26 protein-coding genes are annotated in these 24,984 nt (G+C 70.4%); 3 read left to right on the top strand and 23 right to left on the bottom strand.

Annotation, left to right across the window (positions count from 1 at the left end):
• Nucleotides 1-3 precede the first annotated feature (3 nt).
• From AC5RW2_RS28460 to AC5RW2_RS28435, 6 genes are all read right to left on the bottom strand, one after another.
• Nucleotides 4-531 (bottom strand): CinA family protein, encoded by a 528-nt coding sequence (locus AC5RW2_RS28460; RefSeq protein WP_494026353.1) that lies wholly within the window; start codon nucleotides 529-531, stop codon nucleotides 4-6.
• Nucleotides 528-1,133 carry a CDP-diacylglycerol--glycerol-3-phosphate 3-phosphatidyltransferase gene (gene pgsA / locus AC5RW2_RS28455; protein ID WP_494026354.1) on the bottom strand — a complete coding sequence of 202 codons (606 nt, stop codon included), beginning with the start codon at nucleotides 1,131-1,133 and terminating at the stop codon, nucleotides 528-530. Before pgsA ends, AC5RW2_RS28460 begins: the two co-directional genes overlap by 4 nt.
• A 64-nt stretch (nucleotides 1,134-1,197) precedes the next feature.
• Nucleotides 1,198-4,053, bottom strand: coding sequence for an FtsK/SpoIIIE family DNA translocase (locus tag AC5RW2_RS28450; RefSeq protein WP_494026355.1), 2,856 nt, complete (start codon nucleotides 4,051-4,053; stop codon nucleotides 1,198-1,200).
• Between the two features lie 75 nt (nucleotides 4,054-4,128).
• Nucleotides 4,129-5,820, bottom strand: coding sequence for a ribonuclease J (locus AC5RW2_RS28445; protein WP_494026356.1), 1,692 nt, complete (start codon nucleotides 5,818-5,820; stop codon nucleotides 4,129-4,131).
• Between the two features lie 7 nt (nucleotides 5,821-5,827).
• Nucleotides 5,828-6,739 carry a 4-hydroxy-tetrahydrodipicolinate synthase gene (dapA, locus tag AC5RW2_RS28440; protein WP_494014173.1) on the bottom strand — a complete coding sequence of 304 codons (912 nt, stop codon included), beginning with the start codon at nucleotides 6,737-6,739 and terminating at the stop codon, nucleotides 5,828-5,830.
• A 132-nt stretch (nucleotides 6,740-6,871) separates the two neighbouring features.
• Nucleotides 6,872-7,675, bottom strand: a complete 804-nt coding sequence (locus AC5RW2_RS28435; RefSeq protein WP_494026357.1) for an alpha/beta fold hydrolase — start codon at nucleotides 7,673-7,675, stop codon at nucleotides 6,872-6,874.
• Between the two features lie 115 nt (nucleotides 7,676-7,790).
• On the opposite strand from AC5RW2_RS28435, the gene AC5RW2_RS28430 reads away from it, so the two are divergent.
• On the top strand, nucleotides 7,791-8,975 hold the full coding sequence (locus tag AC5RW2_RS28430) for a heparan-alpha-glucosaminide N-acetyltransferase domain-containing protein (RefSeq protein ID WP_494026358.1): 1,185 nt from the start codon (nucleotides 7,791-7,793) through the stop codon (nucleotides 8,973-8,975).
• Nucleotides 8,976-8,980: 5 nt separating this feature from the next.
• Here AC5RW2_RS28430 and AC5RW2_RS28425 read toward each other — a convergent pair whose 3' ends face one another.
• The 10 genes from AC5RW2_RS28425 to AC5RW2_RS28380 form a co-directional block, all read right to left on the bottom strand.
• Complete coding sequence (locus tag AC5RW2_RS28425; protein WP_494023815.1) at nucleotides 8,981-9,487, bottom strand: tetratricopeptide repeat protein; 507 nt, start codon at nucleotides 9,485-9,487, stop codon at nucleotides 8,981-8,983.
• Nucleotides 9,484-10,239, bottom strand: coding sequence for a 4-hydroxy-tetrahydrodipicolinate reductase (dapB, locus tag AC5RW2_RS28420; RefSeq protein WP_494026359.1), 756 nt, complete (start codon nucleotides 10,237-10,239; stop codon nucleotides 9,484-9,486). The genes AC5RW2_RS28425 and dapB overlap by 4 nt, the downstream gene beginning before the upstream one ends.
• Before the next feature lie 16 nt (nucleotides 10,240-10,255).
• A complete protein-coding gene (locus AC5RW2_RS28415) occupies nucleotides 10,256-10,684 on the bottom strand; it encodes a molybdenum cofactor biosynthesis protein MoaE (protein WP_494002410.1) in 429 nt (142 codons plus the stop codon).
• Between the two features lie 66 nt (nucleotides 10,685-10,750).
• Complete coding sequence (locus AC5RW2_RS28410) at nucleotides 10,751-11,242, bottom strand: MogA/MoaB family molybdenum cofactor biosynthesis protein (protein WP_494002411.1); 492 nt, start codon at nucleotides 11,240-11,242, stop codon at nucleotides 10,751-10,753.
• Nucleotides 11,239-11,715 (bottom strand): cyclic pyranopterin monophosphate synthase MoaC, encoded by a 477-nt coding sequence (moaC, locus tag AC5RW2_RS28405; protein WP_494026360.1) that lies wholly within the window; start codon nucleotides 11,713-11,715, stop codon nucleotides 11,239-11,241. Before moaC ends, AC5RW2_RS28410 begins: the two co-directional genes overlap by 4 nt.
• The gene (locus AC5RW2_RS28400; protein WP_494026361.1) at nucleotides 11,712-12,923 is read right to left on the bottom strand and encodes a molybdopterin molybdotransferase MoeA; all 1,212 of its coding nucleotides are present in this window, start codon (nucleotides 12,921-12,923) and stop codon (nucleotides 11,712-11,714) included. Before AC5RW2_RS28400 ends, moaC begins: the two co-directional genes overlap by 4 nt.
• Before the next feature lie 125 nt (nucleotides 12,924-13,048).
• Nucleotides 13,049-14,101, bottom strand: a complete 1,053-nt coding sequence (locus AC5RW2_RS28395; protein ID WP_494026362.1) for a sulfate/molybdate ABC transporter ATP-binding protein — start codon at nucleotides 14,099-14,101, stop codon at nucleotides 13,049-13,051.
• The gene (locus tag AC5RW2_RS28390) at nucleotides 14,098-14,910 is read right to left on the bottom strand and encodes an ABC transporter permease (protein WP_494002415.1); all 813 of its coding nucleotides are present in this window, start codon (nucleotides 14,908-14,910) and stop codon (nucleotides 14,098-14,100) included. Before AC5RW2_RS28390 ends, AC5RW2_RS28395 begins: the two co-directional genes overlap by 4 nt.
• Before the next feature lie 74 nt (nucleotides 14,911-14,984).
• A complete protein-coding gene (gene modA, locus AC5RW2_RS28385; RefSeq protein ID WP_494026364.1) occupies nucleotides 14,985-15,785 on the bottom strand; it encodes a molybdate ABC transporter substrate-binding protein in 801 nt (266 codons plus the stop codon).
• A 1-nt stretch (nucleotide 15,786) separates the two neighbouring features.
• A complete protein-coding gene (locus AC5RW2_RS28380) occupies nucleotides 15,787-16,191 on the bottom strand; it encodes a TOBE domain-containing protein (protein WP_494002417.1) in 405 nt (134 codons plus the stop codon).
• A gap of 113 nt (nucleotides 16,192-16,304) precedes the next feature.
• On the opposite strand from AC5RW2_RS28380, the gene moaA reads away from it, so the two are divergent.
• Both moaA and AC5RW2_RS28370 read left to right on the top strand, forming a co-directional pair.
• Nucleotides 16,305-17,408 (top strand): GTP 3',8-cyclase MoaA, encoded by a 1,104-nt coding sequence (moaA, locus tag AC5RW2_RS28375; protein WP_494026365.1) that lies wholly within the window; start codon nucleotides 16,305-16,307, stop codon nucleotides 17,406-17,408.
• Nucleotides 17,409-17,753: a MoaD/ThiS family protein gene (locus tag AC5RW2_RS28370; protein WP_494002419.1), complete on the top strand. Its 345-nt coding sequence runs from the start codon at nucleotides 17,409-17,411 to the stop codon at nucleotides 17,751-17,753. It abuts the gene before it with no gap.
• A gap of 69 nt (nucleotides 17,754-17,822) precedes the next feature.
• Here AC5RW2_RS28370 and AC5RW2_RS28365 read toward each other — a convergent pair whose 3' ends face one another.
• From AC5RW2_RS28365 to truB, 7 genes are all read right to left on the bottom strand, one after another.
• Nucleotides 17,823-19,196, bottom strand: coding sequence for a M16 family metallopeptidase (locus AC5RW2_RS28365; RefSeq protein WP_494026366.1), 1,374 nt, complete (start codon nucleotides 19,194-19,196; stop codon nucleotides 17,823-17,825).
• A 2-nt stretch (nucleotides 19,197-19,198) separates the two neighbouring features.
• Nucleotides 19,199-21,442, bottom strand: a complete 2,244-nt coding sequence (locus AC5RW2_RS28360) for a polyribonucleotide nucleotidyltransferase (protein WP_494023859.1) — start codon at nucleotides 21,440-21,442, stop codon at nucleotides 19,199-19,201.
• A 315-nt stretch (nucleotides 21,443-21,757) separates the two neighbouring features.
• Nucleotides 21,758-22,027 (bottom strand): 30S ribosomal protein S15, encoded by a 270-nt coding sequence (gene rpsO, locus AC5RW2_RS28355; RefSeq protein ID WP_494002421.1) that lies wholly within the window; start codon nucleotides 22,025-22,027, stop codon nucleotides 21,758-21,760.
• A gap of 148 nt (nucleotides 22,028-22,175) precedes the next feature.
• Nucleotides 22,176-23,165 (bottom strand): bifunctional riboflavin kinase/FAD synthetase, encoded by a 990-nt coding sequence (locus AC5RW2_RS28350; RefSeq protein WP_494002536.1) that lies wholly within the window; start codon nucleotides 23,163-23,165, stop codon nucleotides 22,176-22,178.
• A 62-nt stretch (nucleotides 23,166-23,227) separates the two neighbouring features.
• Nucleotides 23,228-23,701, bottom strand: a complete 474-nt coding sequence (locus AC5RW2_RS28345; protein ID WP_494002422.1) for a hypothetical protein — start codon at nucleotides 23,699-23,701, stop codon at nucleotides 23,228-23,230.
• Nucleotides 23,698-24,066, bottom strand: a complete 369-nt coding sequence (locus AC5RW2_RS28340; RefSeq protein ID WP_494014384.1) for a hypothetical protein — start codon at nucleotides 24,064-24,066, stop codon at nucleotides 23,698-23,700. Before AC5RW2_RS28340 ends, AC5RW2_RS28345 begins: the two co-directional genes overlap by 4 nt.
• A gap of 2 nt (nucleotides 24,067-24,068) precedes the next feature.
• Nucleotides 24,069-24,977, bottom strand: coding sequence for a tRNA pseudouridine(55) synthase TruB (truB, locus tag AC5RW2_RS28335; RefSeq protein ID WP_494074801.1), 909 nt, complete (start codon nucleotides 24,975-24,977; stop codon nucleotides 24,069-24,071).
• Between the last annotated feature and the right edge of the window lie 7 nt (nucleotides 24,978-24,984).

Genomic DNA, 24,984 nt, shown 5'->3' with positions numbered 1-24,984 from the left:
TAACTACTGAATCAAAGTTTTTGTTCCCGGGCCCGAATCTCCGGTGCCGGCGGGACCGGGAATCGCGGCCATCGCGAGGCCCAGTTGCTCGATGGCCGCGTCACACGCCAGCCGCCGGATGCGGGCGCGGTCCCCCTCGAAACGGTATCCGACGGCGCGCGTGCCTTTCGGAGAGGCCACGCCGATCCACACGGTTCCCACGTCCCGTCCCCCGTGCGGTTCCGGTCCCGCCACCCCGGTCGTGGATACCGCGATGTCGGCCTGCAACACGCGCCTGGCGCCGTCGGCCATCTGGCAGGCGACCGCTTCCGTGACCGCGCCCTCGCGCTCGAGCAGGTTCGCGTCGACGCCGAGCACCGCCGTCTTGATCCGGCTCTGGTAGGACACCACGCCGCCGCGGAGCGCGCCCGAAGCTCCCGGAACGGTGGCCAGTTCCGCAGCCACCATTCCCGCCGTCAGTGATTCGGCCGTGGCCAAGGTCACCTTCCGGGCGATGGCGGCCCCTACGACCACCGAGGCGGGCGTGCTCACAGCCGGCCCTGCGGCTTCGCGAGGGCGGCACGGCGCAGCGCCACTGCCTTGACCACGTAGTCGATGCCTGTTGCGACGGTGACGACGACGGCGACCGCCATGACGGCAAAGGCGACCCAGACGGCCCAGGATCCGAGCCACGCCTCCAGCGGCAGGAGGTACAGGAAGATCGCCAGGGTTTGCAGCACGGTCTTCAACTTGCCGCCGCGCGAGGCCGGCATGACGCCGTAGCGGATGACAACGAAACGCAGCAGGGTGATGCCCAGCTCCCGGACCAGGATGACGACGGTGATCCACCACGGCAGGTCGCCCAGCACCGACAGGAGGATCAGGGCCGCACCGATCAGGAGTTTGTCGGCGATCGGGTCGGCTATCTTGCCGAAGTTGGTGATCAGGCCCCGGGACCGCGCCAGGTCGCCGTCAAGCTTGTCGGTGTAGATCGCGACGGCAAACACCGCCACGGCCAGCCAGCGAAACACCTGCCCTGCTCCGGCGTCGGCCAGCAGGAACCAGATGAAAAACGGGACCAGCAGGATCCGCACGGTGGTGAGGACGTTGGCGATATTGAGCAGGGGCACGGGGCGGGACACTGAATCAGTCACGGTTTCAAGGCTACCCGCCCGCCGTGGCCCTTCGGCCGCCGCCGGCGGGCATGCGGCGCCCGCCTCAGCGCCCGGTCAGGCTCCAGGCGTCCTCGGATCCTGAATCGTCGTCGTCGTAGTAGTCCTCCGCCTGCGGCCGGGAGGCCAGGTCTTCGGCGACCAAGTCACGCGGGCCCTCGAAGCCGTGGTTCGCGTTGGCGTTCTCCGCCAGCGCCTCCGTCAGCGGATCGGCCTCGCCGGCCGCGGCCGGGGCGGCCGCCGGCGGCTCATCGCCACGGATGGCGGCAAGCGTCGCGGCCAGGTCGTCCGGCTTGACCAGCACGTCGCGTGCCTTCGAGCCCTCGGACGGGCCGACCACGCCCCTGGACTCCAGCAGGTCCATCAGGCGGCCGGCCTTGGCGAAGCCCACGCGCAGCTTCCGCTGCAGCATCGACGTCGAGCCGAACTGCGTGGTGACCACGAGTTCGGTCGCCTGCAGCAACACGTCCAGGTCGTCACCGATGTCGTCGTCGATCTGCTTCTTCGGCGCCTCGACGGCGACGTCGTCCCGGTAGACGGCCTGCAGCTGTCCCTTGACGTGTTCCACGACCTTGTGAATTTCCGATTCGGAGACCCAGGCGCCCTGGACGCGGATGGGCTTGTTGGCGCCCATCGGCAGGAACAAGGCGTCGCCCTGGCCGATGAGCTTCTCCGCGCCGGGCTGGTCGAGCACCACGCGGGAGTCGGTCACCGACGAGGTGGCGAACGCCATCCGTGACGGCACGTTGGCCTTGATCAGGCCGGTCACCACGTCCACCGACGGCCGCTGCGTGGCCAGCACCAGGTGGATGCCGGCGGCGCGGGCGAGCTGCGTGATGCGGACGATGGAGTCCTCGACGTCCCGCGGGGCGACCATCATCAGGTCGGCGAGCTCGTCCACGATCACCAGCAGATAGGGGTAGGGCTTGATCACGCGCTTGGACCCGGCCGGCGGCACAACCTTCCCGTTGCGCACGGCCTTGTTGAAATCATCGATGTGCTTGTAGCCGAAGTTGGCGAGGTCGTCGTAGCGGGTGTCCATCTCCCGGACCACCCACTGCAGCGCCTCGGCCGCCTTCTTCGGATTGGTGATGATCGGCGTGATCAGATGCGGCACGCCCTCGTACGCGGTCAGTTCCACGCGCTTGGGGTCCACCATGACCATCCGCACCTCGTCCGGCGTCGAGCGCATCAGGATCGAGGTGATCATCGAGTTCACGAACGAAGACTTGCCCGCGCCGGTAGCGCCGGCGACGAGCAGGTGCGGCATCTTGGCCAGGTTGGCCAGCACGAAGCCGCCCTCCACGTCCTTGCCCACGCCCATGACCATCGGGTGCTCGGTCTTGCGGGCGTTGTTGGACCTGAGCACGTCGCCCAGGGAGACCGTTTCGCGGTCGGTATTCGGGATCTCGATGCCGATGGCCGATTTGCCGGGGATCGGCGAGAGGATGCGCACGTCCGAGCTGGCCACGGCGTAGGAGATGTTCTTGGACAGCGCGGTGACACGTTCGACCTTGGTGCCCGGCGCCAGCTCGATTTCGTAGCGGGTCACCGTCGGACCGCGGGAGAAGCCGGTGACCTTCGCGTCCACCTTGAACTGGTCCAGCGTCTCGGTCAACGCCTTGACGACGGCGTCGTTGGCCTCCGAGCGTTCCTTCGAGGGCGGTCCCGGGGGGAGGAAATCCGAGGGCGGCAGCGTGTAGGCGACGTCGCCGGCCAGCTGCAACTGCTCGGTGCGCTGCGGGATCGGGGTGGTCGGCGGCTGCGGCTGGACCGGGGTGGACGGGACGATGGGGGCCGCGGCCGCCGGCGCGGCGGCAGGCAGCACCGGCAGCGCCTCGGTGGCGCCTTCGGGTACCAGCCCCTGGTTGCGCTTGATTTTTTCGACGGCGAGCTCGGCCTGGGTGGGCCTGCGCACTCCCGGCGGCACGGCCGGTGCCGCCTGCTCCGTTCCGGCTTCTTCCTCCGGCTCCCCGGCCTCGATCACCGGTGTTTCGAACGCCTCGTCGAAGAAGAAACCCTCGTCCTCGCCGCCGTCGGTCTCTTCGGCCTTGCGCTTGCCGAAGAGCTTGCGCCGCGGCTTGGGTTCCTTGGCCGGGGCGTCGTCGGCGTAGAGGTAGCTCTGGTCATGCCCGTCGGCGGCCGGCCGGTACCCGGCTTCTGCCGACGGGTCCTGGCCCATCAGGTGTTCGTAGAGCATCCGCAGGCGCATGGGTATGTGGCGGAACGGCGTGGCGGTCACGATCAGGATGCTGGTGAAGGCCAGCAGTGCGTAGAAGGCCACCGCCAGCCAGGTGTTGACCGCTGCCAGCGGCGCGGCAAGCAGGAACCCGGCCATGCCGCCGGCCGCCCACAAGGCATCGAAGCCGTCGGCGAGGGCGGGCTGGCCGCCGATCACGTGGGCCAGCCCGGAACCGGACGCCAGCGCCAGGATAAGGCCGATGGAGATGCGGCTGTTGGCGGGAGAGTCCTCCGGGCAGCGCATCAGGCGCACGGCCATGATCACCAGCAGCACGGGCAGCACCAGCGCCATCCAGCCGAAGGTCCCGCCGGCCATGGCGTGCACGGCGTCTCCGAACCAGCCGTCGAGCGCCCACCACTCGACGGTGGCCACGCAGCCGGCCAGCAGCAGCAGGAAGAAGCCGGTGCCGTCGCGGCGCAGTGCGGGGTCGGGCCGCACATCGGGGCCCAGCTTCCGGACGCCCGCGGCCACCGGACGCGCCACGGCCATCCACAGCCCCTGGATCAGCCGGGCCAGCAGCGGCAGTTGCTCTTCCTGGGGCTGCACCTCGAGCACCTTGGTCTTGCTGGAACGCCCCGAGGAGGAGCGCGCAGTGGTGCCTGTAGCCTTACCGCGCGACTGCTGGGTGCCTTTTCGGGCAGGGGAAGTACGAGTCGCCATAGTGGCTAGGTTACCGGCTGCCCGGCGTGATCCGCGGGATTTGGCTCCGGCGGATCGGCTGCGCCGGGTGCGGGATCAGGCCTCCAGGACCACGGGAACGATCATCGGCCGGCGGCGGTGCCGTTTGTTCACCCACGTGCCGATCACCCGGCGCACGACCTGCTGCAGCTGGTAGGTCGTGTGGTCCATGTTGGTGACCACGGCTTCTTCGAGGGCGGCGATGATCCTGGGTTTGATGTCGTCGAACACCGAATCGTCCTCGGCGAACCCGCGCGCATGGATTTCGGGACCGGAGACGATCTGGCCGGTGCTGCGGTTGACCACGGTGATGACGGAGATGAAGCCCTCCTCGCCCAGGATCCGGCGGTCCTTGAGGTCGGCGTCGGTGATTTCACCGATGCTGGATCCGTCCACATACACGTAGCCGCATTCGATCTGGCCGACAATCCGGGCCGTGCCGTCCTTCAGGTCGATCACCGATCCGTCGTCCGCGAGCAGCACGTTCCCGGCGGGCACGCCGGTTTGCTCGGCCAGCCGCCCGTTTGCAATCAGGTGGCGGGTCTCGCCGTGCACCGGGAGGGCGTTTTTGGGCCGCAGGATGTTGTAGCAGTACAGCAGTTCCCCGGCCGCGGCGTGGCCGGACACATGGACCTTGGCGTTGCCCTTGTGGATGACGTCGGCGCCAAGCTTGAGCAGGCCGTTGATCACCCGGAAGACGGCGTTCTCGTTGCCCGGGATCAACGACGACGCCAGGATCACCGTGTCCCCCGCGCCGACCTGCACACGGTGGTCGCCGTTGGCCATCCGCGACAGCGCCGCCATCGGCTCGCCTTGCGACCCGGTGGACATCAGCACGATCCGGTCGTCCGGGAAGTCCTCCACGTTTTTCAGGTCCACGAGGATGCCCTCGGGAACGTTCAGGTAGCCCAGTTTGGCGGCGATGCCCATGTTCCGCACCATGGAGCGGCCGACGAACGCCACATGCCGGCCGTGGGCCGCGGCGGCGTCGAGCACCTGCTGCACGCGGTGCACGTGGGACGCGAAGGAGGCGACGATGATGCGTTTTTGCACCTGGCCGAACAGGCGCTCCAGCACGGGGCCGATTTCCTTCTCGGCCGTGGTGAAGCCGGGGACGTCGGCGTTCGTGGAGTCGGCCATGAAGAGATCCACGCCCTCCTCCCCCAGCCGGGCGAACGCGCGCAGGTCCGTGATGCGTCCGTCCAGCGGCAACTGGTCCATCTTGAAGTCGCCGGTGTGCAGCACGGTGCCGGCCGCGGTGCGGATGAAGACCGCCAAGGCGTCCGGGATCGAGTGGTTGACCGCCACGAATTCGCATTCGAAGGGACCGAACTGCTCGATCTGGCCCTCCGCGACGGTGAGGGTCTGCGGTTTGATCCGGTGCTCGGCCAGCTTCGCCTCGACCAGGGCCAGGGTCAGCTGGGAACCGATCAGCGGGATGTCCTGCCGCATCCGCAGCAGGTACGGGACGGCGCCGATGTGGTCTTCGTGCCCGTGGGTCAGGACCACCCCGACGACGTCGTCGAGCCGGTCCTCTATGTACGAGAAGTCCGGCAGGATCAGGTCCACCCCCGGCTGGTGCTCTTCCGGGAACAGCACGCCGCAGTCAACCACCAGCAGCCTGGAGTCGATCTCGAAGACCGCCATGTTGCGGCCGATTTCCCCGAGCCCGCCGAGCGGAACGATCCGGAGCGTCCCCGGTTCAAGCAGCGGCGGCGTGCGCAACTGGGTGATGGTGGACTCGCTCATCGGGCGGTCAGACCCCCAGCGCCAGGCCGGCCTCGGCCAGGTCGGCGCGGACCGGCGCGAGCTCGGCCTCGGTCGGTTCCACCAGCGGGAGCCGGACCACCGAATTGGGCAGAACGCCCTGCCACTTCAAAATCTGCTTGGCGGCGACCGCGCCCTGGATGTGTGTCATCACCGCCCGGATGATCGGGTCCAGTTCGAAGTGCAGCCGGCGTGCGGTGGCGAAGTCCCCCGCCAGTGCCGCATCGACGAGCTCCCGGAACTGGCGGGTGGCCACGTGCGCGGTCACGCTGACCACGCCGACCGCGCCGGCCGCCATCAGCGGCAGGGTCAGGCCGTCGTCGCCCGCGTAGACGTCGAGGTCCGTGGCGGCCAGGACGCGGGTGGTCGCGGCGTAGTCCGCCTTGGCGTCCTTGAGCGCGACGACGAGCGGATGCTCGGCCAGCCGGATCAGGGTTTCGGTCTCGATGTTGATGCCGGCGCGGCCGGGGATGTCATAGACCATGACGGGCAGGCCGATGGCCGAAGCGATGGTCTCGATGTGGGCCTGCACGCCGGCCTGGCTCGGCTTGTTGTAGTAGGGGGCGGTGATGAGCAGTCCGTCCACGCCGGCGCTGGCGGCGCGCCGGGAGAGACTGACCGAGTGGCGGGTGTCGTTGGTGGTGGACCCGGCAATGACCTTGGCCCGTCCCCCCACAGCCTCGACGACGGCCCGGAACATGCCCTCGTTCTCGTCGTCGGTGAGCGTCGAGGTCTCGCCGGTGGTGCCGGTGACGACGAGCCCGTCGCATCCGTCCTGGACCAGCTTGTCCGCCAGTTCCGCTGCCTTCCCGTAGTCGACCTCGCCCTCCTCGGTGAAGGGGGTGACCATTGCGGTGACCATGGTGCCAAAGGGATACTCACGAACGTCAGACTCAACCATAGGGAAAACGTTACCGTGTCCGCGGGTCCTATCGGCAATGGCGTACAAGGCGCGACACAGAGCTTCACGTCACGTGCCGCGGCTCCCGCCGCCGTTGCGCCCGGGCCCCGGCGGCCGGAGCAGGCGGGCATGTCAGCGGGGCGCGGGGAGGCGGCCCAGGAAACCGGTCAGCAAGGCGGTCACTTCGTCCTGGGCGGCGAGGCAGCCGGCGTGGTCCAGGCCCGGCAGCTCGGCAAAGTGTCCGTCCTGCAGCAAGGCCGCGGCCTGGCGCGACTCCGCGGCGCGCGGGTGGTCCTCGCTGCCGGCAATCAGCAGGACGGGTAAGCGGATGCGCTGGACCTGGCGGGGATCGAGGCCGGGCAGCTCTTCGCCGGCGCGGAAGTAGGCGGCAAGCGCCGCCGGGTCGTTGGCCAAAAAGGCCTGCCGGGTGGCCGCGTCCACCGGCACGGCGCGGCGCTCGTTCCAGCGGCGGAGGAACTCTTCCATCCCGCCCGTCTCAAGCGCGTCCAGGTAGTCGGGGAAGAAGAGCTTGCCGACCTGGCCGGCCATGCTCCGGTGGGTTCCGCCCAGCATGGTCAGCGAGCGCAGGCGCTGCCGCCGGTACACCGCCATCGCGAGTCCTACCCGCGCGCCGAAGGAATAGCCGAAGTAGTTCACGCTCTCCAGCCCGCAGGCGTCCAGCACCGCTTCGACGTCGCCCATGAAACGCTCCATCGTGTAGGCGCCCACGTCGTGTGGCTTGTCGCTGCGGCCGTGCCCGCGCATGTCCAGCGAAATCACCCGGTGCCGCGGCTTGAGGGCACGCTGGTAGCCCAGCCCCCGCCAGGTGGCCTTGGACAGGGCGGTTCCATGGACCAGCAGCAGTGGCTCCCCGGTGCCGGTGTCCTCGAAGGCCAGCCGCACGCCGTCCTCCCCGTTGACGGCAAATCCCATCATGGCCGCTCCAGGGGTGCGGCAGCCGCGTTCTCCAACCTGTTCATTCCCTCACGGTATCGCGTGCCGGCCGCCGGTCTCACAGCCGCCTCCACGCCCGCTGTGAGATTATCGGTGCATGCGCCCAGGTTCCACCCGCCCGCGGATCGCCGGGATTGATGCCGCCCGCGGCATCGCCTTGCTGGGCATGATGGCGACCCACATCTTTGCGCCGTGGACCGCCGGCACGGACCCGCAGCCGAACTTCGTGGGCCTGGTCCTCTCCGGGCGCTCCTCGGCGCTGTTCGCGGTCCTGGCCGGGGTCGGGCTGGCGCTGCTCACCGGCGGCAGCCGCGGCCACCGGGGCGGGAGCCTGGCCGCGGACCGCGGGGGCATTGCCGTGCGTGCGCTGCTCATTGCCACGGTCGGCATGATGCTGGGCGCGCTGGAAGTCAACGTCGCGGTGATCCTGATCCATTACGGCGTGCTGTTCCTGTGTGCGCTGCCGTTCCTGCAGCTGAGCCGCGGTGTGCTGGCGCTGTGGGCGGCCGGCTGGATCGTCGTCTCGCCGGTGCTGGCCCACGTGCTGCGGCCCTGGGCGGAAGCGGCGGTGCAGCCGGCCGAGCTGGGCCACAACCCCATGGTCTACGACCTGCTGACGCCGGCCACGCTGCTCAGCGATGTTTTCCTCACCGGCTACTATCCCGTGGTGCAGTGGCTGGGGTATCTGCTGGCGGGCCTGCTGATCGGGCGGCTGGAGCTGCAGCGCACCGGCGTGCAACTGGGGCTGCTGGCTGCCGGCGCGGTGCTGGCCGTGGCGGCCAAGGCCGGTTCCTGGTTCCTGATGGAGCGGCTCGGCGGATACGCGGAGGTCGCGGCGACCGAGGCGGCACGGCGGCCGGACTTCGATCTCGTGTACCCGGTGAACATGAGCTGGATCGAGCAGCGCGGCTCGTGGTGGTGGCTGGGCGGCTCGTCGCCGCATGCCGGTACGACCTTTGACCTGCTGCACACGGTGGGCACGTCGGCCGTGGTCCTGGCGGTGTGCCTGCTGCTGACGTCCCGGCTGCCGTGGCTGCTGCTGCCGCTGGCGGGCGCCGGGGCCATGACGCTGACGCTCTATTCTGCCCACGTCTGGGTGCTCAGCGCGTTGCCGCCGGCTGCTCCCGAACTTCCGACCTATCTGTGGCAGGCAGCGGCAGCGGTGGCGGTGGGTATGGCCTTCCTCGCCCTGGGGTGGCGGGGACCGTTCGAGCTGGTGACCTCGACCGCGGCCCGGCTGACCCGGGAGGCGCTGCGGCCGGCGGGCAGCCGTGGCCGCTGAGCGGTCTAGGAGCGGCTGAGGCTGATGGCGTGGCGCATCGACTCGCGGGCACGCTTGCGGTCCCCCGCGGCGTCATAGGCGCACGAGAGGCGGAACCAGCTGCGCCAGTCCTCCGGCGCAGCTTCGGCCTCGGCCTGGTACACCAGGAACTCCCGGTCGGCCGCCTCCCGCACGATGCGCCCGCCCGGCGTGCGCGGCAGGTCGTCCACGGGCAGCCCGCCTTCGGCTTCCAGGGTCCGGGCCAGCCTGGACATCCGCGCGCCGAACAGCAATTCCCGGCTGAGCGCCCAGGCCCCGATGATCGGCAGGACCACCAGCGCAATGCCCAAGCCCTTGGCTACGGGGTCGGGTTCGCTGAGCATCAGCCAGGCCCGCTGCAGCGTGGCTCCCAGGTAGCCCACCAGCAGCACGATAATCACGCCGACCCAGATCTTGGCTCCGTGCCGGGCATACCAGCCGATGCGGCCGTTGCCGCCGTCCGCTGCGGGGCCCGTGTGTTCGGCGTTGCTCATGAAAGTTCCAGGTACCCGTCGAGTCCGTAGGTCAGTCCGGGCCGCCCGGCGACGGTCCGGACGCCCAGCAGGACGCCGGGCATGAAGGAGGCGCGGTCGAAGGAATCGTGCCGGATGGTCAGTTGTTCGCCCGGCCCGCCGAGCAGCACCTCCTGGTGCGCCACCAGGCCGCGCAGCCTCACGCTGTGCACGCGCACGCCTTCCACGTCGGCGCCGCGGGCCCCGTCCAGCGTCGTGGTGGTGGCGTCGGGGCCGGCGGGAACGCCGGCGTCCATGCGGGCGGCGGCCACCAGCTGCGCCGTGCGGACCGCGGTGCCGGAGGGCGCGTCCACCTTGTCCGGGTGGTGCAGTTCGATGATCTCCACCGATTCGAAGTACTTGGCGGCGGTGGCGGCGAAGGCCGAGGCCAGCACGGAACCGAGCGCGAAGTTGGGGGCGATCAGCACGCCCGTTCCGGGATGCTGTTCCAGCAGTTCCGCCAGCGAGTCGCGCCTGGCCTGGTCCCAGCCGGTGGTGCCGACCACCGCGTGCATGCCGTGCTCGACGGCGAAGCGGACGTTGGCCTCGGTGTTGTCCGGGGTGGTCAGGTCGACCACGACCTGCGTCCCCGCGGCCACCAGCTCTTCCAGCGCGTCGCCACGCTTCAGCGCGGCCACCAGGTCCAGGTCAGGGGCGCTCTGGATGGCCGCGACGGCCTCGCTGCCCATCCGTCCGCCGGCGCCCAGCACGGCCACCGCAAGTTGCTCAGTCATGCCCTCCAGCGTATCGCTACTGGCCGATGCCGACCCATTCGGTGCTGCCGTCGGCGAAGTGCTGTTCCTTCCAGACCGGCACCTCTTCCTTGATCCGGTCCACCAGCTCCGAGCAGGCCGCGAAGGCTTCGGCGCGGTGCGCCGACGCGACGGCGGCGACCAGGGCCGGGTCGCCGATCGCCAGCGGGCCGGTGCGGTGTGCCACCCAGATGCGCACGCCGTCGTGGTCCGCGGCGATGCGCCCCGCGACCTCGGCGATCACGCGCTGGGCGCTGGGGTGGGCGGAGTAGGACAGCGCGGCCACGGCCTGGCCGCCGTCGTGGTTGCGGACCACGCCGCTGAAGCTGACCACGGCGCCGCACTCGGCGGAGCCCACCGCGGCGGTAGCTTCGCCCGCGTCGATCGCCTCGCCGGTTACCGCGGCGTACAGCACCGTGCTGGTCATGGTTGTCCTCTCATCGGCTGCATGCTTCCAGTATCCCTTGGCCGGCGTTGACCGGCGCGGAGCGCGTCAGCCGGCATGGCCTGCGTCGGTGTCGCCTTCCAACTGCGCGCAGATGTGCCCGATCAGCGGATCCAGGGCGGCCAGGCCGTCGCGCACTCCCCCGGGAGAGCCGGGCAGGTTGACCACAAAGGTGGACCCGGCGGTCCCGGCCACGCCCCGGCTCAGCGCGGCCAGCGGGGTCTTGGTCCGCCCGTACGCGCGGATGGCTTCCATCACCCCGGGCAATTCCCGTTCCAGCGCGACGGCGGTGATTTCCGGGGTGCGGTCGTCGGCGGCCAGCCCGGTGCCTCCGCTGGTGACGATCACCCGGGGCCCGGCGGCGAGCATCTTCCGCAGCGCCTGGCGGACGGGTTCGCCGTCGGCGACGATCTGGGGGACGCCGGCGGCCAGCCCGTGTCCGGCCAGCCACTCGGAGATCAAGGGGGCGCATTCGTCCTCGTAGGCACCGGCCGCGGCGCGGGTGGAGGCGACGATGATGCCGGCGGTCCTGGCGCTCACAGCGCCCAGTCCCCGCTCTTGCCTCCGGATTTTGCCAGCACCTTGATGTCGGAGATGACCGCGTGCTTGTCCACGGCCTTGACCATGTCGTACAGGCTCAGTGCCGCCACCGAGGCGGAGGTCAGCGCCTCCATTTCCACGCCGGTGACCGAGCGGGTCTTCACCGTCGCCTCGATCCGCACGGATTCCGCGGTCGGGAAAAAGTCGACCGTGACCTTGCTGATCGGCAGCGGGTGGCACAGCGGGATCAGCTGCGGCGTCTGCTTGGCCGCCATGATCCCGGCGACCCGGCTGACGGCCAACGCGTCGCCCTTGGGCAGCGAACCGGCGGCCAGGAGTTCCACCACGTCGGGGCGGGTGATCAGCACGGCCTGCGCCGTGGCTTCCCGGGTGGTTTCGTCCTTGCCGCTGACATCGACCATGTGCGCCGTGCCGTCCTCGCGGACGTGGGTCAGGCGTTCTGCTTCACTCATAGCAGCCATATTTCCACGTCCTGGCCGGCTTCGGCGCGTTCCATCCCCACGGGCAGGTGGACCAGCGCGTTGGACTGCGCCAGCGCGTGCACCAGGTGGGACCCCGCTCCGCCGACCAGTTGCACCCGTCCGCCGTCGTAGCGGCCGCGCCGCACCTGGTGTTTGCCGGCCGGTGACTCCGCGGCTTCCGCCAGCGGGGCGCGCAGCACCGCCCGCGGAGCGGGGGCTCCCAGCACGGCCGTCAGCGCCGGCCGCAGGAACATCTCGAACGAGACCAGGCAGCTGACCGGGTTGCCCGGGAACGCCAAGAACACCGCCTCGCCGATCCGGCCGGCGCCTTGCGGCCCGCCCGGCTGCATAGCCACCGAGGCGAAGGCCACCCCTTCGGGCTCGAGCGCCTGCCGGACCACTTCGAAGGCCCCCTTGGAGATTCCGCCGGAGGTCAGCACCAGGTCGGCGCCGTGGCGGCGCAGGTCGTCGTCGAGCCGGCGGCGGAACCCGGGCGCGGAGTCCGCCAGGATCCGGCTCGAGACCACCTCGCAGCCGGCCTCCCGCAGCGAGGCCGCCAGCAGGGTGTTGTTGGCATCGTAGATCTGCCCGGCCCGCAGCCGGGCGCCGGCGGCCACCACCTCGTCGCCCGTGCTCAGCAGCAGCACCCGCAGCCGCGGCCGCACGTCGGCCGAGGCCAGGCCGAGCGCGGCGAGCAGGCCCAGCTGCGGCGCCTTCAGCAACGTTCCGGCCGCCAGCGCGAGGTCGCCGGCGGCGATGTCGCTGCCGGCGGCGCGGACGAACCGGCCGGCCTCGGTTTCCGGCAGGGTTACCGTGCCTCCCTCGCCCTCGGCCGGGAAAGAGTCCGGCACCGCTTCCTCGATCGGCACGACGGCGTCCGCCCCCGCGGGCAGCATCGCCCCCGTCATGATCGGCGCGGCCGCGTTCGGCGGCAACGCCGGGGCGGCATAGCCGGCGGGAATCGCCGGGGCCACGGCGAACCCCGCCCCGCCGGTTGTCTCCGCGCTGCGGACCGCGTAGCCGTCCATCTGCGAGTTCGCGAAGGGCGGCAGGCTCATCGGCGCGGCCACGTCGGCGGCCAGCACCCGCCCGAGGGCCGACGCCAGCGCCACCGTCTCGCTCCCGGCGAGGCAGTCCCGTGCGGCGTGACGGAGCAATTCCTCGACGACGGCGCAATGCCCGGCAACGCTCTGTGCCACTGGCCCTCCTTGTCGCAGGCGGAACCGACGGCCGGGTGCCGGAAAGGGTGCCGCGCGTGCATGTTCTGCTGCCATCCTAGGGGACGGCCTTGGGCGGCCCCGCGGGGCTTCCCCGGACGGGGACGTCAGCGCGGGTAGATCGACACCTCGGCCGCCTTGACCACAAAGTGCACGCGTTCCCCCGGCGCCAGCGACAGGTCGGAAACCGCGGCGGGCGTGACCTCGGCGGCCAGCTCGCCGGCCCTGACCGTGACCAGGCCGCCGTGCGGCACCAGTTCGGTCACGGTGGCCGCCACGGCGTTGCGCGGGCTGCCGGCCGGCAGGTCGGGGAACAGCGCCACCGAGGCAGGACGGAACACCGCCGCCGCGGGGTCCCCGGGACGCAGCCCGGCTTCGGCTTCCCCGCTCCAGTGCGTCCCGTCGGCGCCGGCCAGTCCGGTCTCCGTGGCGGTGCCGGTGACGAAGTTCAGGCCGGTCATCCCGGCGGCGAAGGCACTGCGCGGCCGGGCAAACACCTCGCGCACCGGCCCCTGCTCGACGATCCGCCCGCCGTCCATGACCACCACCCGGTCGGCCAGCAGCAGGGCATCCAGCGGCTCGTGGGTGACGATGACGGCGCTCCGCCCCGCCAGCACCCGGCGGAGCAGCCTGCGCAGGGCCGGGGCGGCCGTGATATCCAGGGCGGACATCGGCTCGTCAAACAGCAGCAGCGAGGGGTCGGCCGCCAGCGCGCGGGCTACCGCGACGCGCTGCGCCTGGCCCCCGGACAGCTCACCCGGCCGACGGTCGGCCAGCCCGGAGGCTTCCAGTTCCGCGAGCCAGTGCCGGGCGGCCCTGCGGGCATCGGCCCGGGAAGCTCCCCGGCTGCGCAACCCGTAGGCAACGTTGGCCTCGACGCGCAGATGCGGAAACAACAGCGGTTCCTGCGCCAGCAGGCCGACGCCGCGGGCATGGGCGGGCACCCAGCGGTCCGGCTGTGGCTGCCCGGCGCTGAACAGGACCTTGCCGTCCAGTTCCGCCCGGCCCCAGGCGGGACGGAGCAGCCCGGCAACCAGACCCAGCAGGGTCGACTTGCCGGCCCCGTTCGGGCCGAGCACGGCGACGGTTTCTCCGTCCGCGACGCTGAAGTCCGCCTCGAAGCCGCGGGACGGCAGCCGCGCGGTCAGGTCCAGGCTCATGGGACACCCGCCGCCCGGCCCGGGCCGCTCCTGCGGTGGACCAGCATCACCACCGCGACGGCGACCACCACCAACACGAGCGACAGCGCCACCGCGGCATCCGCATCGGTTTCCCGCTGCAGGTAGATCTCCAGCGGGAGCGTGCGCGTGACTCCCTGCAGGCTTCCGGCAAAAGTCAGGGTGGCCCCGAACTCGCCCAGGCACCGGGCAAAGGACAGCACCGCCCCGGAGAGCAGCCCGGGCAGCACCAGCGGCAGGGTCACCGTGCGCAGGACGCGGGACGGCCTGGCGCCCAACGTCGCCGCAACCGTTTCATACCTGGTGCCCGCCGTGCGCAGCGCACCTTCCAGGCTCAACACGAGGAACGGCAGCGCCACGAAGGACTGCGCGAGCACCACGGCCGTGGTGGAGAACGCGATCTCTATGCCGATCATTTCGAAGGTGCCGCCGAGCAGCCCGCGCCGGCCGAACGTATACAGCAGGGCCAGGCCGCCGACGACGGGCGGCAGCACCAGGGGCAACAGCACCAGCGACCGGACGACCTGCTGGCCGGGGAAACTGCTGCGCGCCAGCACCAGCGCCATCGGGACGCCCAGCACGATGCACAGGGCCGTGCTGGCGGCGGCAGTCCGCAGGCTCAGTCCCAGCGCGGCCAGCGCCGGCTCGGAGGTCACGAGCCGTGGGAACTCCGGCCAGTTCACGCGCGCGGCCATCCCGGCCAGCGGCAGCAGGACGAAGACGGCGCCGGCCGCAGCCAGCGGATACACCCAGTAGGGCACCGGGGCGCGCACCGCCGTCGTCGTCGTCATGTTCTCCCGTTCGTTCCGAAGGTTGTCCGCATCCCATCCGGGCGCCCTGGCCGGGGCCGGGCGCCGCGCTGCGCTTAGGGCGGGCCGAATCCCGCCGCCGCCAGGGCCTTCCGGCCTGCGTCCCCGGTCACGAGATCTACGAAGGCCTCGGCTGCCGCCGGGTTGTCCGCCCCCTTCAGGCCGACGATCGGGTAGGCGTTGACCGCCTGCCCGGCTTCGGGGATGGAGATGCCGCGGGCCTTGCCTCCGGCGCCCTGCACGTCCGTCGCATACACCAGGCCGGCGTCGGCCTGGCCGGAGAGCACCTTGCCCAGGACGTCGGTGACCGACTGCTCTTCGCTGACCGCCGGGATGTGCACGCCGGCGGCGCGCTGGACGGCGGCGGCCGCGGCGCCGCAGGGAACCTGGGGTGCGCACAGCACGGTTTTGACCCCGGGTTCGGCCAGGTCGTCCAGCGACGAGACGCCGGCGGGGTTCGCGGCGGGCACCGCGATCTGCAGCACGTTGGTGGCAAAGACCGCCGGCGGGCCCTCGTTCAGTCCGTGGCCGCCAACCAGGTCCATGGTCGCCTGGTCGGCCGCCGCGAAAACGTCCGCCGGGGCCCCTGCCAGGATCTGGGCGGCGAGGTCCGAAGAACCCCCGCTGTTCAGGCGCACCTCCACCCCGGGGTGGCCGGCCTCGAACTCGTCGGCCAGCCCGGAGAAGACGGAGTGCAACGACGCCGCCGCGAAAACGGTCACCGTGCCCTCGGGCCCGGAACCGTCCGACCGGCCCGCCGCGCCCGCTCCCGACGGCCCCGGCGCCGCGCACGCGCTGCCGGCGAGGACGCAGGCCGCGGCCGCCGCCGGGCCGGCCAGGCGCTGCCAGCGGCGCACCTCAGCTCGTCCCCGACGGCGTCTCAACGGCGACCATGGTCGCCTTGACCGAGGCCACCGCCACCGACCCCGGTTCGATGCCGAGGTCCCGCACGGCTTCGGCACTCATCAAGGACACCACCCGGTGCGGACCGCACTGCAGCTCCACCTGGGCCATCACCGCGTCCAGCCGGACATCGGTCACGATCCCCACGAAGCGGTTGCGGGCCGAGCTGCCGATCCCGGTGGGATCCTGGGGCAGGGCAGCCTGCTCCCGGGCCAGGGCGGCCAGCTCCGCGCCGTCCACGGTCGCCCGGCCGGAGGCGTCCCGGTGCTTGGCCAGCGCTCCGGCGTCGATCCAGCGGCGCAGGGTATCGTCGCTGACCCCCAGGAAGCGCGCAGCATCCGAGATGCGTATCTGCGTCATGGAAAGCAGTATAGTTCCGCAAATGCGGAACCGGACACGTTCGGGTTGCGTCCGGTGTCGCCCCTGCCGGAACCATCCCGCATGCGCCGCCCTCCGCCGGGTACCCTCGAGGTATGAGCGTTGATCTGGGAATGCCGCAGGTTCCCGGCGGGACCGCGTCCGCCGCGGCCCCGGCGCGCCCCGCAGGGACCGGCCCGGCGCTGGTGGACCGCTTTGGCCGGGTGGCCACCGACCTGCGGATCTCGCTGACCGACAAGTGCAATCTCCGCTGCACCTATTGCATGCCGGCCGAAGGCTTGGACTGGCTGGCCAAGGAACAGGTCCTCAGCGACGACGAGGTGGTCCGGCTGGTACGGATCGCCGTCGGGCGGCTGGGCGTGCGCGAGCTGCGCCTGACCGGCGGCGAACCCCTGGTCCGTGCCGGGCTGGTGGACATCATCGCTGCCGTCCGCAACAACCACCCCGACCTGCCGGTGTCGCTGACCACCAACGCCCTCGGGCTGGAGAAGAAGGCGGCCGCCCTGAAGGCGGCCGGCCTGACCCGGATCAACGTCTCGCTGGACTCGCTGCACCCGGAGACGTTTGCGCAGCTGACCCGCCGCCCGTTCCTTGACCGGGTGCTCGCCGGCATCGAAGCCGCCGACGCGGCCGGCCTGGGCCTGCTGAAGATCAACGCGGTGCTGATGCGCGGCATCAACGACGCCGAGGCGCCCGCGCTGCTGGACTGGGCGGTGGAACGGGGCTACGAGCTAAGGTTCATCGAACAGATGCCGCTGGACGCGGACCATGGCTGGACCCGGCAGAACATGCTGTCGGCCGCCGAGATCCGCGCCCTGTTGGAGCCGGTCTTCCTGCTCTCCCCGGACCCGCGCTCACGCGACGGCGCCCCGGCGGAACGGTGGGAGGTGCGGCGGCGGGGCCGCCCCGGCGTCGTCGCCGGCACCGTGGGAATCATCGCCTCCGTAACCGAGCCGTTCTGTGCCGACTGCCGCCGCACCCGGGTCACGGCCGAGGGCAAGGTGCGCTCCTGCCTGTTCTCGCACGAGGAAACTGACCTGCTGGACCTCCTGCGCTCCGGCGCGGACGACGAGGCAGTGGCGGAACGGTGGCGGCATGCGATGTGGGGCAAACCCAAGGCCCACGGTATGGATCATGCGGGTCTGGGCGGCACGGACTTCGTCCAGCCGGACCGGACCATGAGTGCGATAGGCGGATAGATGATCATCCGGTATTTTGGGGCGGCGCAGGCCGCCGCCGGCGTCGAGGAGGAATCCCTGCCGCTGCCCGACGGCAGCACGCTGGAGACGGTGCTGCGCGAGGTCATCGCCCGGCACAGCACCGCGGCGGCGAAGGAACCGGTGCCCGTCGGTGCCGGGGCCGTCCCCTCGGCTGGGGGCGGGCGTCCGATGCCTGCCGCACCCGGCAGGTCGTCCGCTCCCTCCATGGAGTCGGTCCTCGCCCGGAGCAGTTTCCTGCGCAACGAGGTGGCGTGGAAGGACCGGCAGGCACCGCTGGCGGCAGACGACGTGATTGACATCCTGCCGCCGTTCGCCGGCGGCTGACCGCGCCCCCTCATCTCCGTGGAGGCGGACGGCGGCCGGTTACCGGCCGCCGGGCGGGCAGGGGCCCGGTTACCGGCCGAAGTCCGCCGCAGAGTCGAAGGGGCCGACGACGGTGACCACGCGCGGCGCCGCTGCCAGTTCGACGGCGAGCTCCCGGACCTGCCCGGCGGTCACGGCCTCGATCCGGGCGAGCGACTCGTCGATGTCCAAGAACTCCCCCGACACCAGCTCGGCCCGGCCCAGCCGCGACATCCGGGAACCGCTGTCTTCCAGGGCCATCACGATGCCGCCGGAAAGCTGGCCGACGGCCCGGCGCAGCTCGTCGGCGGAGATGCCGTCGGCCGCCAGCCGGTCGAGCTCGGCCCCGAGCAGGTCGATGACCTGGCCGGTCTTGGCCGGCGAACAACCGGCATACATGCCGAAGTAGCCCGCATCGGCGTAGGCGCCGGAGAACGAATAGGTGGCGTAGGCCAGGCCCCGTTTCTCCCGGATCTCCTGGAAGAGCCGGGAGGACATGCCGCCGCCCAGCACGGCATTGAGCACGCTCATGACGAAGCGGCGCTCGTCGGTGGCGTTGATGGACGGGCAGCCCATGACGATGTTGGCCTGCTCGACCGGGCGGCGGTGCACGTACGTGCCGGCGACGGGGGCGATGGCTGCGGCCGCCGTCTCCCGCCTGGGCACCGGGACCGCACCGGCCTCGAGGTGCCAGCCGGCCGACTCCAGGGCGGCGAGCACCTGGGCGCACACCGCGTCGTGGTCCAGCCCGCCGGCCGCGGTGACCACCAGCTCGTCGGGCCGGTAGTAGCGCTGGTAGTGGGCCCAGACCGATTCCCGGGCCACCGCCTTGATCGCCTCCGGCGTCCCGCCGATCGGCCGGCCCAGGGGGTGCCCGCCGAGCACCGCCTCAACAAATTTTTCGTGGCAGACGTCCGCGGGATCGTCATTGTCCATGGCGATCTCTTCGAGGATGACTCCGCGTTCCTGCTCCAGCTCCTGCGGGTCAAGGACCGCGGAGGTGATCATGTCGGCGATCACGTCGATGGCCATCGGCAGGTCCGAATCCAGGACGCGGGCGTAGTAGCACGTGCTTTCCTTGGCCGTGGCCGCATTGGATTCGCCGCCGACCTCGTCGAAGGCGGAGGCGATGTCCAGCGCCGTCCGGCGCCTGGTGCCCTTGAAGAGCAGATGCTCCAGAAAGTGGGTCGAGCCGTGTTGGCCCGCGGCTTCATCCCGCGAGCCAACACCGACCCAGAATCCGATCGTCGCCGACCGCTGGCCGGGCATCGCTTCGGTCAGCACCCGCACTCCCCCGGGCAGCACCGAGCGGCGCACGATGGCGCCGCCCGGTTCGCCGTGGACCAGTGTGGGGTCCGACCCGCCGAGCTCGGTGGCGTCGGCATGCTGCATGCTGCCGACCAGCGGCAGGGCGACGACGGTCATGCTTACTCGGCCACGGCCTCTTCGGCCGACGCCTCGTCGGCTGCGGCGTCCTCGGCCACTACGGGGGCGAGGGACAGCTTGCCGCGGTCGTCGATCTTGGTGATCTCGACCTGGACCTTCTGGCCCACCGACACCACGTCGTCGACGTTGTCCACGCGCTTGCCGCCGGCCAGCTTGCGCAGCTCGGAGATGTGCAGCAGGCCGTCCTTGCCCGGGGTCAGCGACACGAAGGCACCGAAGGTGGTGGTCTTCACGACCGTGCCCAGGTAGCGCTCGCCCACCTCGGGGATCTGCGGGTTGGCGATCGCGTTGACGGCGGCGCGGGCGGCTTCGGCGGCCGCACCGTCGGTCGCGCCGATCAGCACGGTGCCGTCGTCCTCGATGGAGATGTCCGCGCCGGTGTCTTCCTGGATCTGGTTGATCATCTTGCCCTTCGGGCCGATGACCTCGCCGATCTTGTCCACCGGGATCTTGACCGAGATGATCCGCGGGGCGAATTCGCTCATTTCGTCCGGCTGGTCGATCGCGGCATTGATCACGCCGAGAATGTGAAGCCGTGCCTCGCGGGCCTGCTTCAGGGCGGCGGCCAGCACGGACGCCGGGATGCCGTCGAGCTTGGTATCGAGCTGGATGGCGGTGACGAACTCCGAGGTACCGGCGACCTTGAAGTCCATGTCGCCCATGGCGTCCTCGGCACCCAGGATGTCGGTGAGCGCCGCGTAGCGGGTTTCACCGTCGACCTGGTCGGAGACAAGTCCCATGGCGATGCCGGCGACCGGGGCCTTCAGCGGCACGCCGGCGTTGAGCAGGGACAGGGTGGAGGCGCAGACCGAGCCCATGGAGGTGGAGCCGTTGGAGCTCAGCGCCTCGGAGACCTGGCGGATGGCGTACGGGAACTCTTCACGCGACGGCAGCACCGGCACCAGAGCGCGCTCGGCCAGCGCGCCGTGGCCGATTTCGCGGCGCTTGGGCGAGCCCACGCGGCCGGTCTCACCGGTGGAGTACGGCGGGAAGTTGTAGTTGTGCATGTAGCGCTTGCGCGTCACCGGCGACAGCGAATCGATCTGCTGCTCCATCTTCAGCATGTTCAGCGTGGTGACGCCCAGGATCTGGGTTTCGCCGCGCTCGAAGATGGCCGAGCCGTGGACGCGGGGCAGGACCTCGACCTCGGCGGTCAGCTTGCGGATGTCGCTCAGCCCGCGGCCGTCGATGCGCACCTGCTCGGTGAGGATGCGCTGGCGGACAACCTTCTTGGTCACGGCGTTGAAAGCCGCGGAAATTTCCTTCTCGCGACCGGCGAATTCCGCCGTCTCGGTGCCGGCCAGCTGCGCCAGGATCTCGGCCTTGAACGCGTCTGCGGCCTCGTTGCGCTGCTGCTTGTCGCCGATCGAGAAGATTTCCGTCAGCTTGGCAGCTGCGGCGGACTCCACGGCGGCGAAGGCATCGTCCTCGTAGTCCTTGAAGATCGGGAATTCGACCGTCGGCTTGGCCGCGCGGGCGGCCAGGTCGGACTGGGCCTCGCACAGCGCCCGGATGAACGGCTTGGCGGCCTCGAGGCCCTCGGCCACGACCTCTTCGGTGGGCGCGGTGGCGCCCTCTTCCTTGATCAGGTTCCAGGCGTTGTCGGTGGCTTCGGCCTCGACCATCATGATGGCGATGTCGTTGCCGGCGGCGATGCGGCCGGCCACCACCATGCTGAACACGGCGCGCTCCAGTTCGGAGTGCTTGGGGAAGGCCACCCACTGGCCGTCCACGAGCGCCACGCGGACGCCGCCGATCGGGCCGGAGAACGGCAGGCCGCTCAGCTGGGTGGACATCGAGGAGGCGTTGATCGCGACGACGTCGTACATGACGTCGGGATTGATGGCCAACACGGTCACCACTACCTGGACCTCGTTGCGCAGCCCCTTGACGAAGGCGGGGCGCAGCGGGCGGTCCATCAGGCGGCAGGCCAGGATCGCTTCGGTGGACGGGCGGCCTTCGCGGCGGAAGAACGAGCCCGGGATGCGGCCGGCGGCGTACATCCGCTCTTCCACGTCGACGGTCAGCGGGAAGAAGTCGAAGCCTTCGCGCGGGGACTTGCCCGCCGTGGTGGCGGAGAGCAGTGCGGTGTCTTCGTCGATGTAGACCATTGCCGAGCCGGCCGCCTGCTGGGCCACGCGGCCGGTTTCGAACCTGACCACGCGCTGGCCGAACCGGCCGTTGTCGATGACAGCTTCTGAGTACTGAATTTCGGGACCCTCCAAGAGAGCCACCTCCGTTTCTTCGAGTGCGGAGGCCGCCGGTATCTGCCCAAACCTGCGAGGCCGCTTCACGGCCAGCCTGCCTGTACGCCACCCGGTCTTCGATCGAGACCTACGGGCAAGCCCTTAAGGGCGTCCCGGAAGCCACTACCGAGGACCGCGAATGCCGCGATACCGAAAGTCTCCAGTTGATGTAGTTATCGGCCGACGGTCTCCCGGCGGCCGTGCTCCTGCCGCGCCGCAAACCGGCGCGGTAGGAAAAAGGCGGCTCTCCTGTCCCCGTGTCGCAGTGGACGGAAGAGCCGCCTCCGTCACTGACTAGCGGCGCAGGCCGAGGCGCTCGATGAGCGCACGGTAGCGCGTGATGTCGGTGTCACGCAGGTAGGTGAGCATGCGACGACGGCGGCCGACCAGTGCCATGAGGCCCCGGCGGGTGTGGTGGTCGTGCTTGTGCATCTTCAGGTGTTCCGTCAGGTCGGAGATGCGACGGGACAGAACAGCGATCTGAACCTCGGGAGAACCCGTGTCGCCCTCGTGCGTGGCGTATTCCTTGATGATTTCCTGCTTGAGCGCGGCGTCTAATGCCACAGTAACTCCTAGAAGTTGTGCCGTGAGGCCCGAGTCAGCACTTCGCTGCCGGGGGCTCCGCAGTCTCCGCCGGCCGCCAGAGGCTTGCCGGCAGCAGAGCACGGAGGGATACAGCCGCCACGGACCGCAGCCGAATCCATCGGCCAGTTTACCTGTTGCGGGCTTGGTCTGTCGAAAGCAGGCTTCGGGTACGCACCACGTCGTCGCGCATTTGGGCGATCAGGGCCTCGGGGCCGGTGTAGGCCACCATGCCGCGCAGGCGTTCCACGAACTCGACCACCACCTGCTGCCCGTAGAGATCGAAGTCGTCCGTGTCCTCCTGCGGCCGGTCGATGACGTGCGCCTCGACCCGGCGGCTGGCGCCCTCGAAGGTCGGATTCGAGCCCACCGAGATGGCGGCCGGCCACCTGGTGCCGTGCTGGTCCACCAGCCAGCCGGCGTAGACGCCGTCGCCGGGGATCATGCCCGTTGCATGCTTGGACAGGTTCGCGGTGGGAAAACCCAGTTCCCGGCCGCGGGCGTCGCCGTGCACGACTTCGCCGCGCATCCGGTGGGTGCGTCCGAGCACCTCCGCCGCCGTGGCGACATCCCCCGCGGCGAGGGCTTCCCGGACCCAGGACGACGAGTAGCGCCGGCCGCTGCCCGCGGCGCCGAGGTCCGCATCGGTTTCATATTCGTCGACGACCTCGACGGTGAAGCCGAACTGCCGGCCCAGTTCCTGCATGGTGTTCAGGTCGCCGGCGTTGTTCTTCCCGAACCGCGTGTCGTGGCCGATGACGACGGCGGTGGCGCCGAGGGTCTCCACGAAGACTTTGCGGACGAACTCCTCAGGGGTTTCGCCGGCCAGTTCCAGCGTGTAGGTCATCATCAGCAGCCCGTCCAGGCCGCTGGCCTCCAGCGCCTCGACCCGGTCCTGCAGTCCCATGATCAGCTGCGGGGCGGCGTCCGGCCGGTGGACCTGGGAAGGATGCGGATCGAAAGAAATCGCCACCGCCCGCGTCCCGCGGGCGGACGCGGTCTCCACCAGGCGGCGCAGCACCTGCTGGTGGCCGCGGTGGACGCCGTCGAAATTTCCCAGCGTCACCACTGACGGACCATAGCCGCGGGGTACGTCGGCCAGGTCTTTCCAGTAGTGCACAGCAAACTCCTCGTCGGTCGGGGCCTTCAGCGGGTGCGGACCCGTCGCCGGGACCCCTTCCATTATGGACGACCTTCGGAGGGCTTCGCGCCCGCCGCCGGCCGGTGCCGCCAGAGCCACCACAGGCCGATGACCGGCAGCAGCAGGGGGACGTATCCGTACCCCTGGCCGAAGCCCGACCACACCGTGTCCTGCGGCAGCAGCTGGGGATCCAGCACGCTCAGCAGCCCGACGGCCAGGACTCCCACGAGTTCGATGCTCACGGCGGCCACCGACAGCCAGTAGGAGCGGGTCCCGGACCTGGCCAATGTAACGGTCGCCAGGATGTACACGACGGCGGCGAAGGCGGACAGCAGGTAGGCCACCGGCGCTTCCGAGAACTTGGTCGCTATCTGGTAACCCGCCCGGGCGGTGGCGGAGAGCGCGAACACCCCGTAGACCGCCACCAGGAGCCGGCCGGGACCGGTGGCGCGGCCTGCGGCGGCGCTCACGTCCCGGGTATGCCTTGCCCGTTGTTGTTCCTGGCCGGGTTTCATACGGCGATCGCTCCGTCCCAAATTTGTTCCATTCTCACCAGCATGACGAATACCGTGATTCCCGCCGCCCCCAGCACCAGGTTGCTCCACCGGCTGCGGTCCATGATGGCCCACCAGAAGGCTGCTACCGGAACCAGCAAGGCGGTGATCAGGTAGCCCCAAAATTCCCAGGTTTCCCCGCTGACGGGCTCACCGGAAGCCTGTCTGATGATACCGGCCGCCCCGTAGACGAGCAGAAACAGCTCCACCGCGGCGACCGAGAGAATCGTGACGTCGTTGGGACCGTGTTTCAGGAGGGCGGCAACCACGCAGATGACCGCGGCAAGCAGGGTGACCACCGTGCCGGCGATGAAAAAACCGTCGATGATCACTGTGCGTCCGCCTCGTTTCCCGGTGCGAACACCAGCAGGGGCCTGGCTTGCGCATCGTTGTCTTCCAGCAGCGCCACCAGCGATCCGTCCGGGGCGAACGCCGCCGTCGCGCCGGGTGCTCCGGCGGCCGGGATGCGTCGGCCGTGTGATACATCGTCGGCCTCGGTGGCGCTGAGTTCCCGGACCGGGAACAGCACCCGCGCGGCCTCGTCGAGGCCCGTCATCCGCAGGTCGTCGGCCAGTTCATCCAACGTGGCTGCGTTTTCGATCCGGAACGGACCCACCCGGGTCCGGCGCAGGGCCGTCAAGTGCCCGCCGACGCCCAGCCGCTGCCCGAGATCGCGCGCCAGCGCACGGATGTAGGTTCCCGACGAGCATTCGACGGTGACGTCCACGTCCTGCACCTTCCCGCCGCGGCCGCGCCGTATGCCGTGGACCTCGAACCGGTGGATCGTGACCGGCCGGGCGGCCAACACCACGTCCTGTCCGGAGCGCACGCGCGCGTAGGACCGCTGGCCGTTGACCTTGATGGCCGAGACGCTGCTCGGTACCTGCAGGATCTCGCCGGTCAGTTCGGCGACGCCGTCCCTGATCTGCTGTTCCGTCACGGCAGCGGCGATGGTTTCCGCCGTGACGTCGCCCTCGGCGTCGTCGGTCACCGTGGACTGGCCGAGCCGGATGGTGGCGTCATACGTCTTGGGGGCGCCGACGATGTAGGTCAGCAGCCGGGTGGCCTTATTGACGCCGACCACCAGCACGCCCGTGGCCATGGGGTCCAGGGTGCCGGCGTGGCCAACCTTCCGCGTTCCGGCCAGGCGGCGCATGCGGCCGACAACGTCGTGGCTGGTCCACCCCTGCGGCTTGTCGACGAGTATCAATCCGGAACGGAGCAGGCCAGAAGTCACGCCTTTC

The sequence above is a fragment of the Arthrobacter sp. B0316-1-20 genome (assembly GCF_059091865.1).
This window is presented reverse-complemented; position numbering and strand designations above follow the sequence as displayed.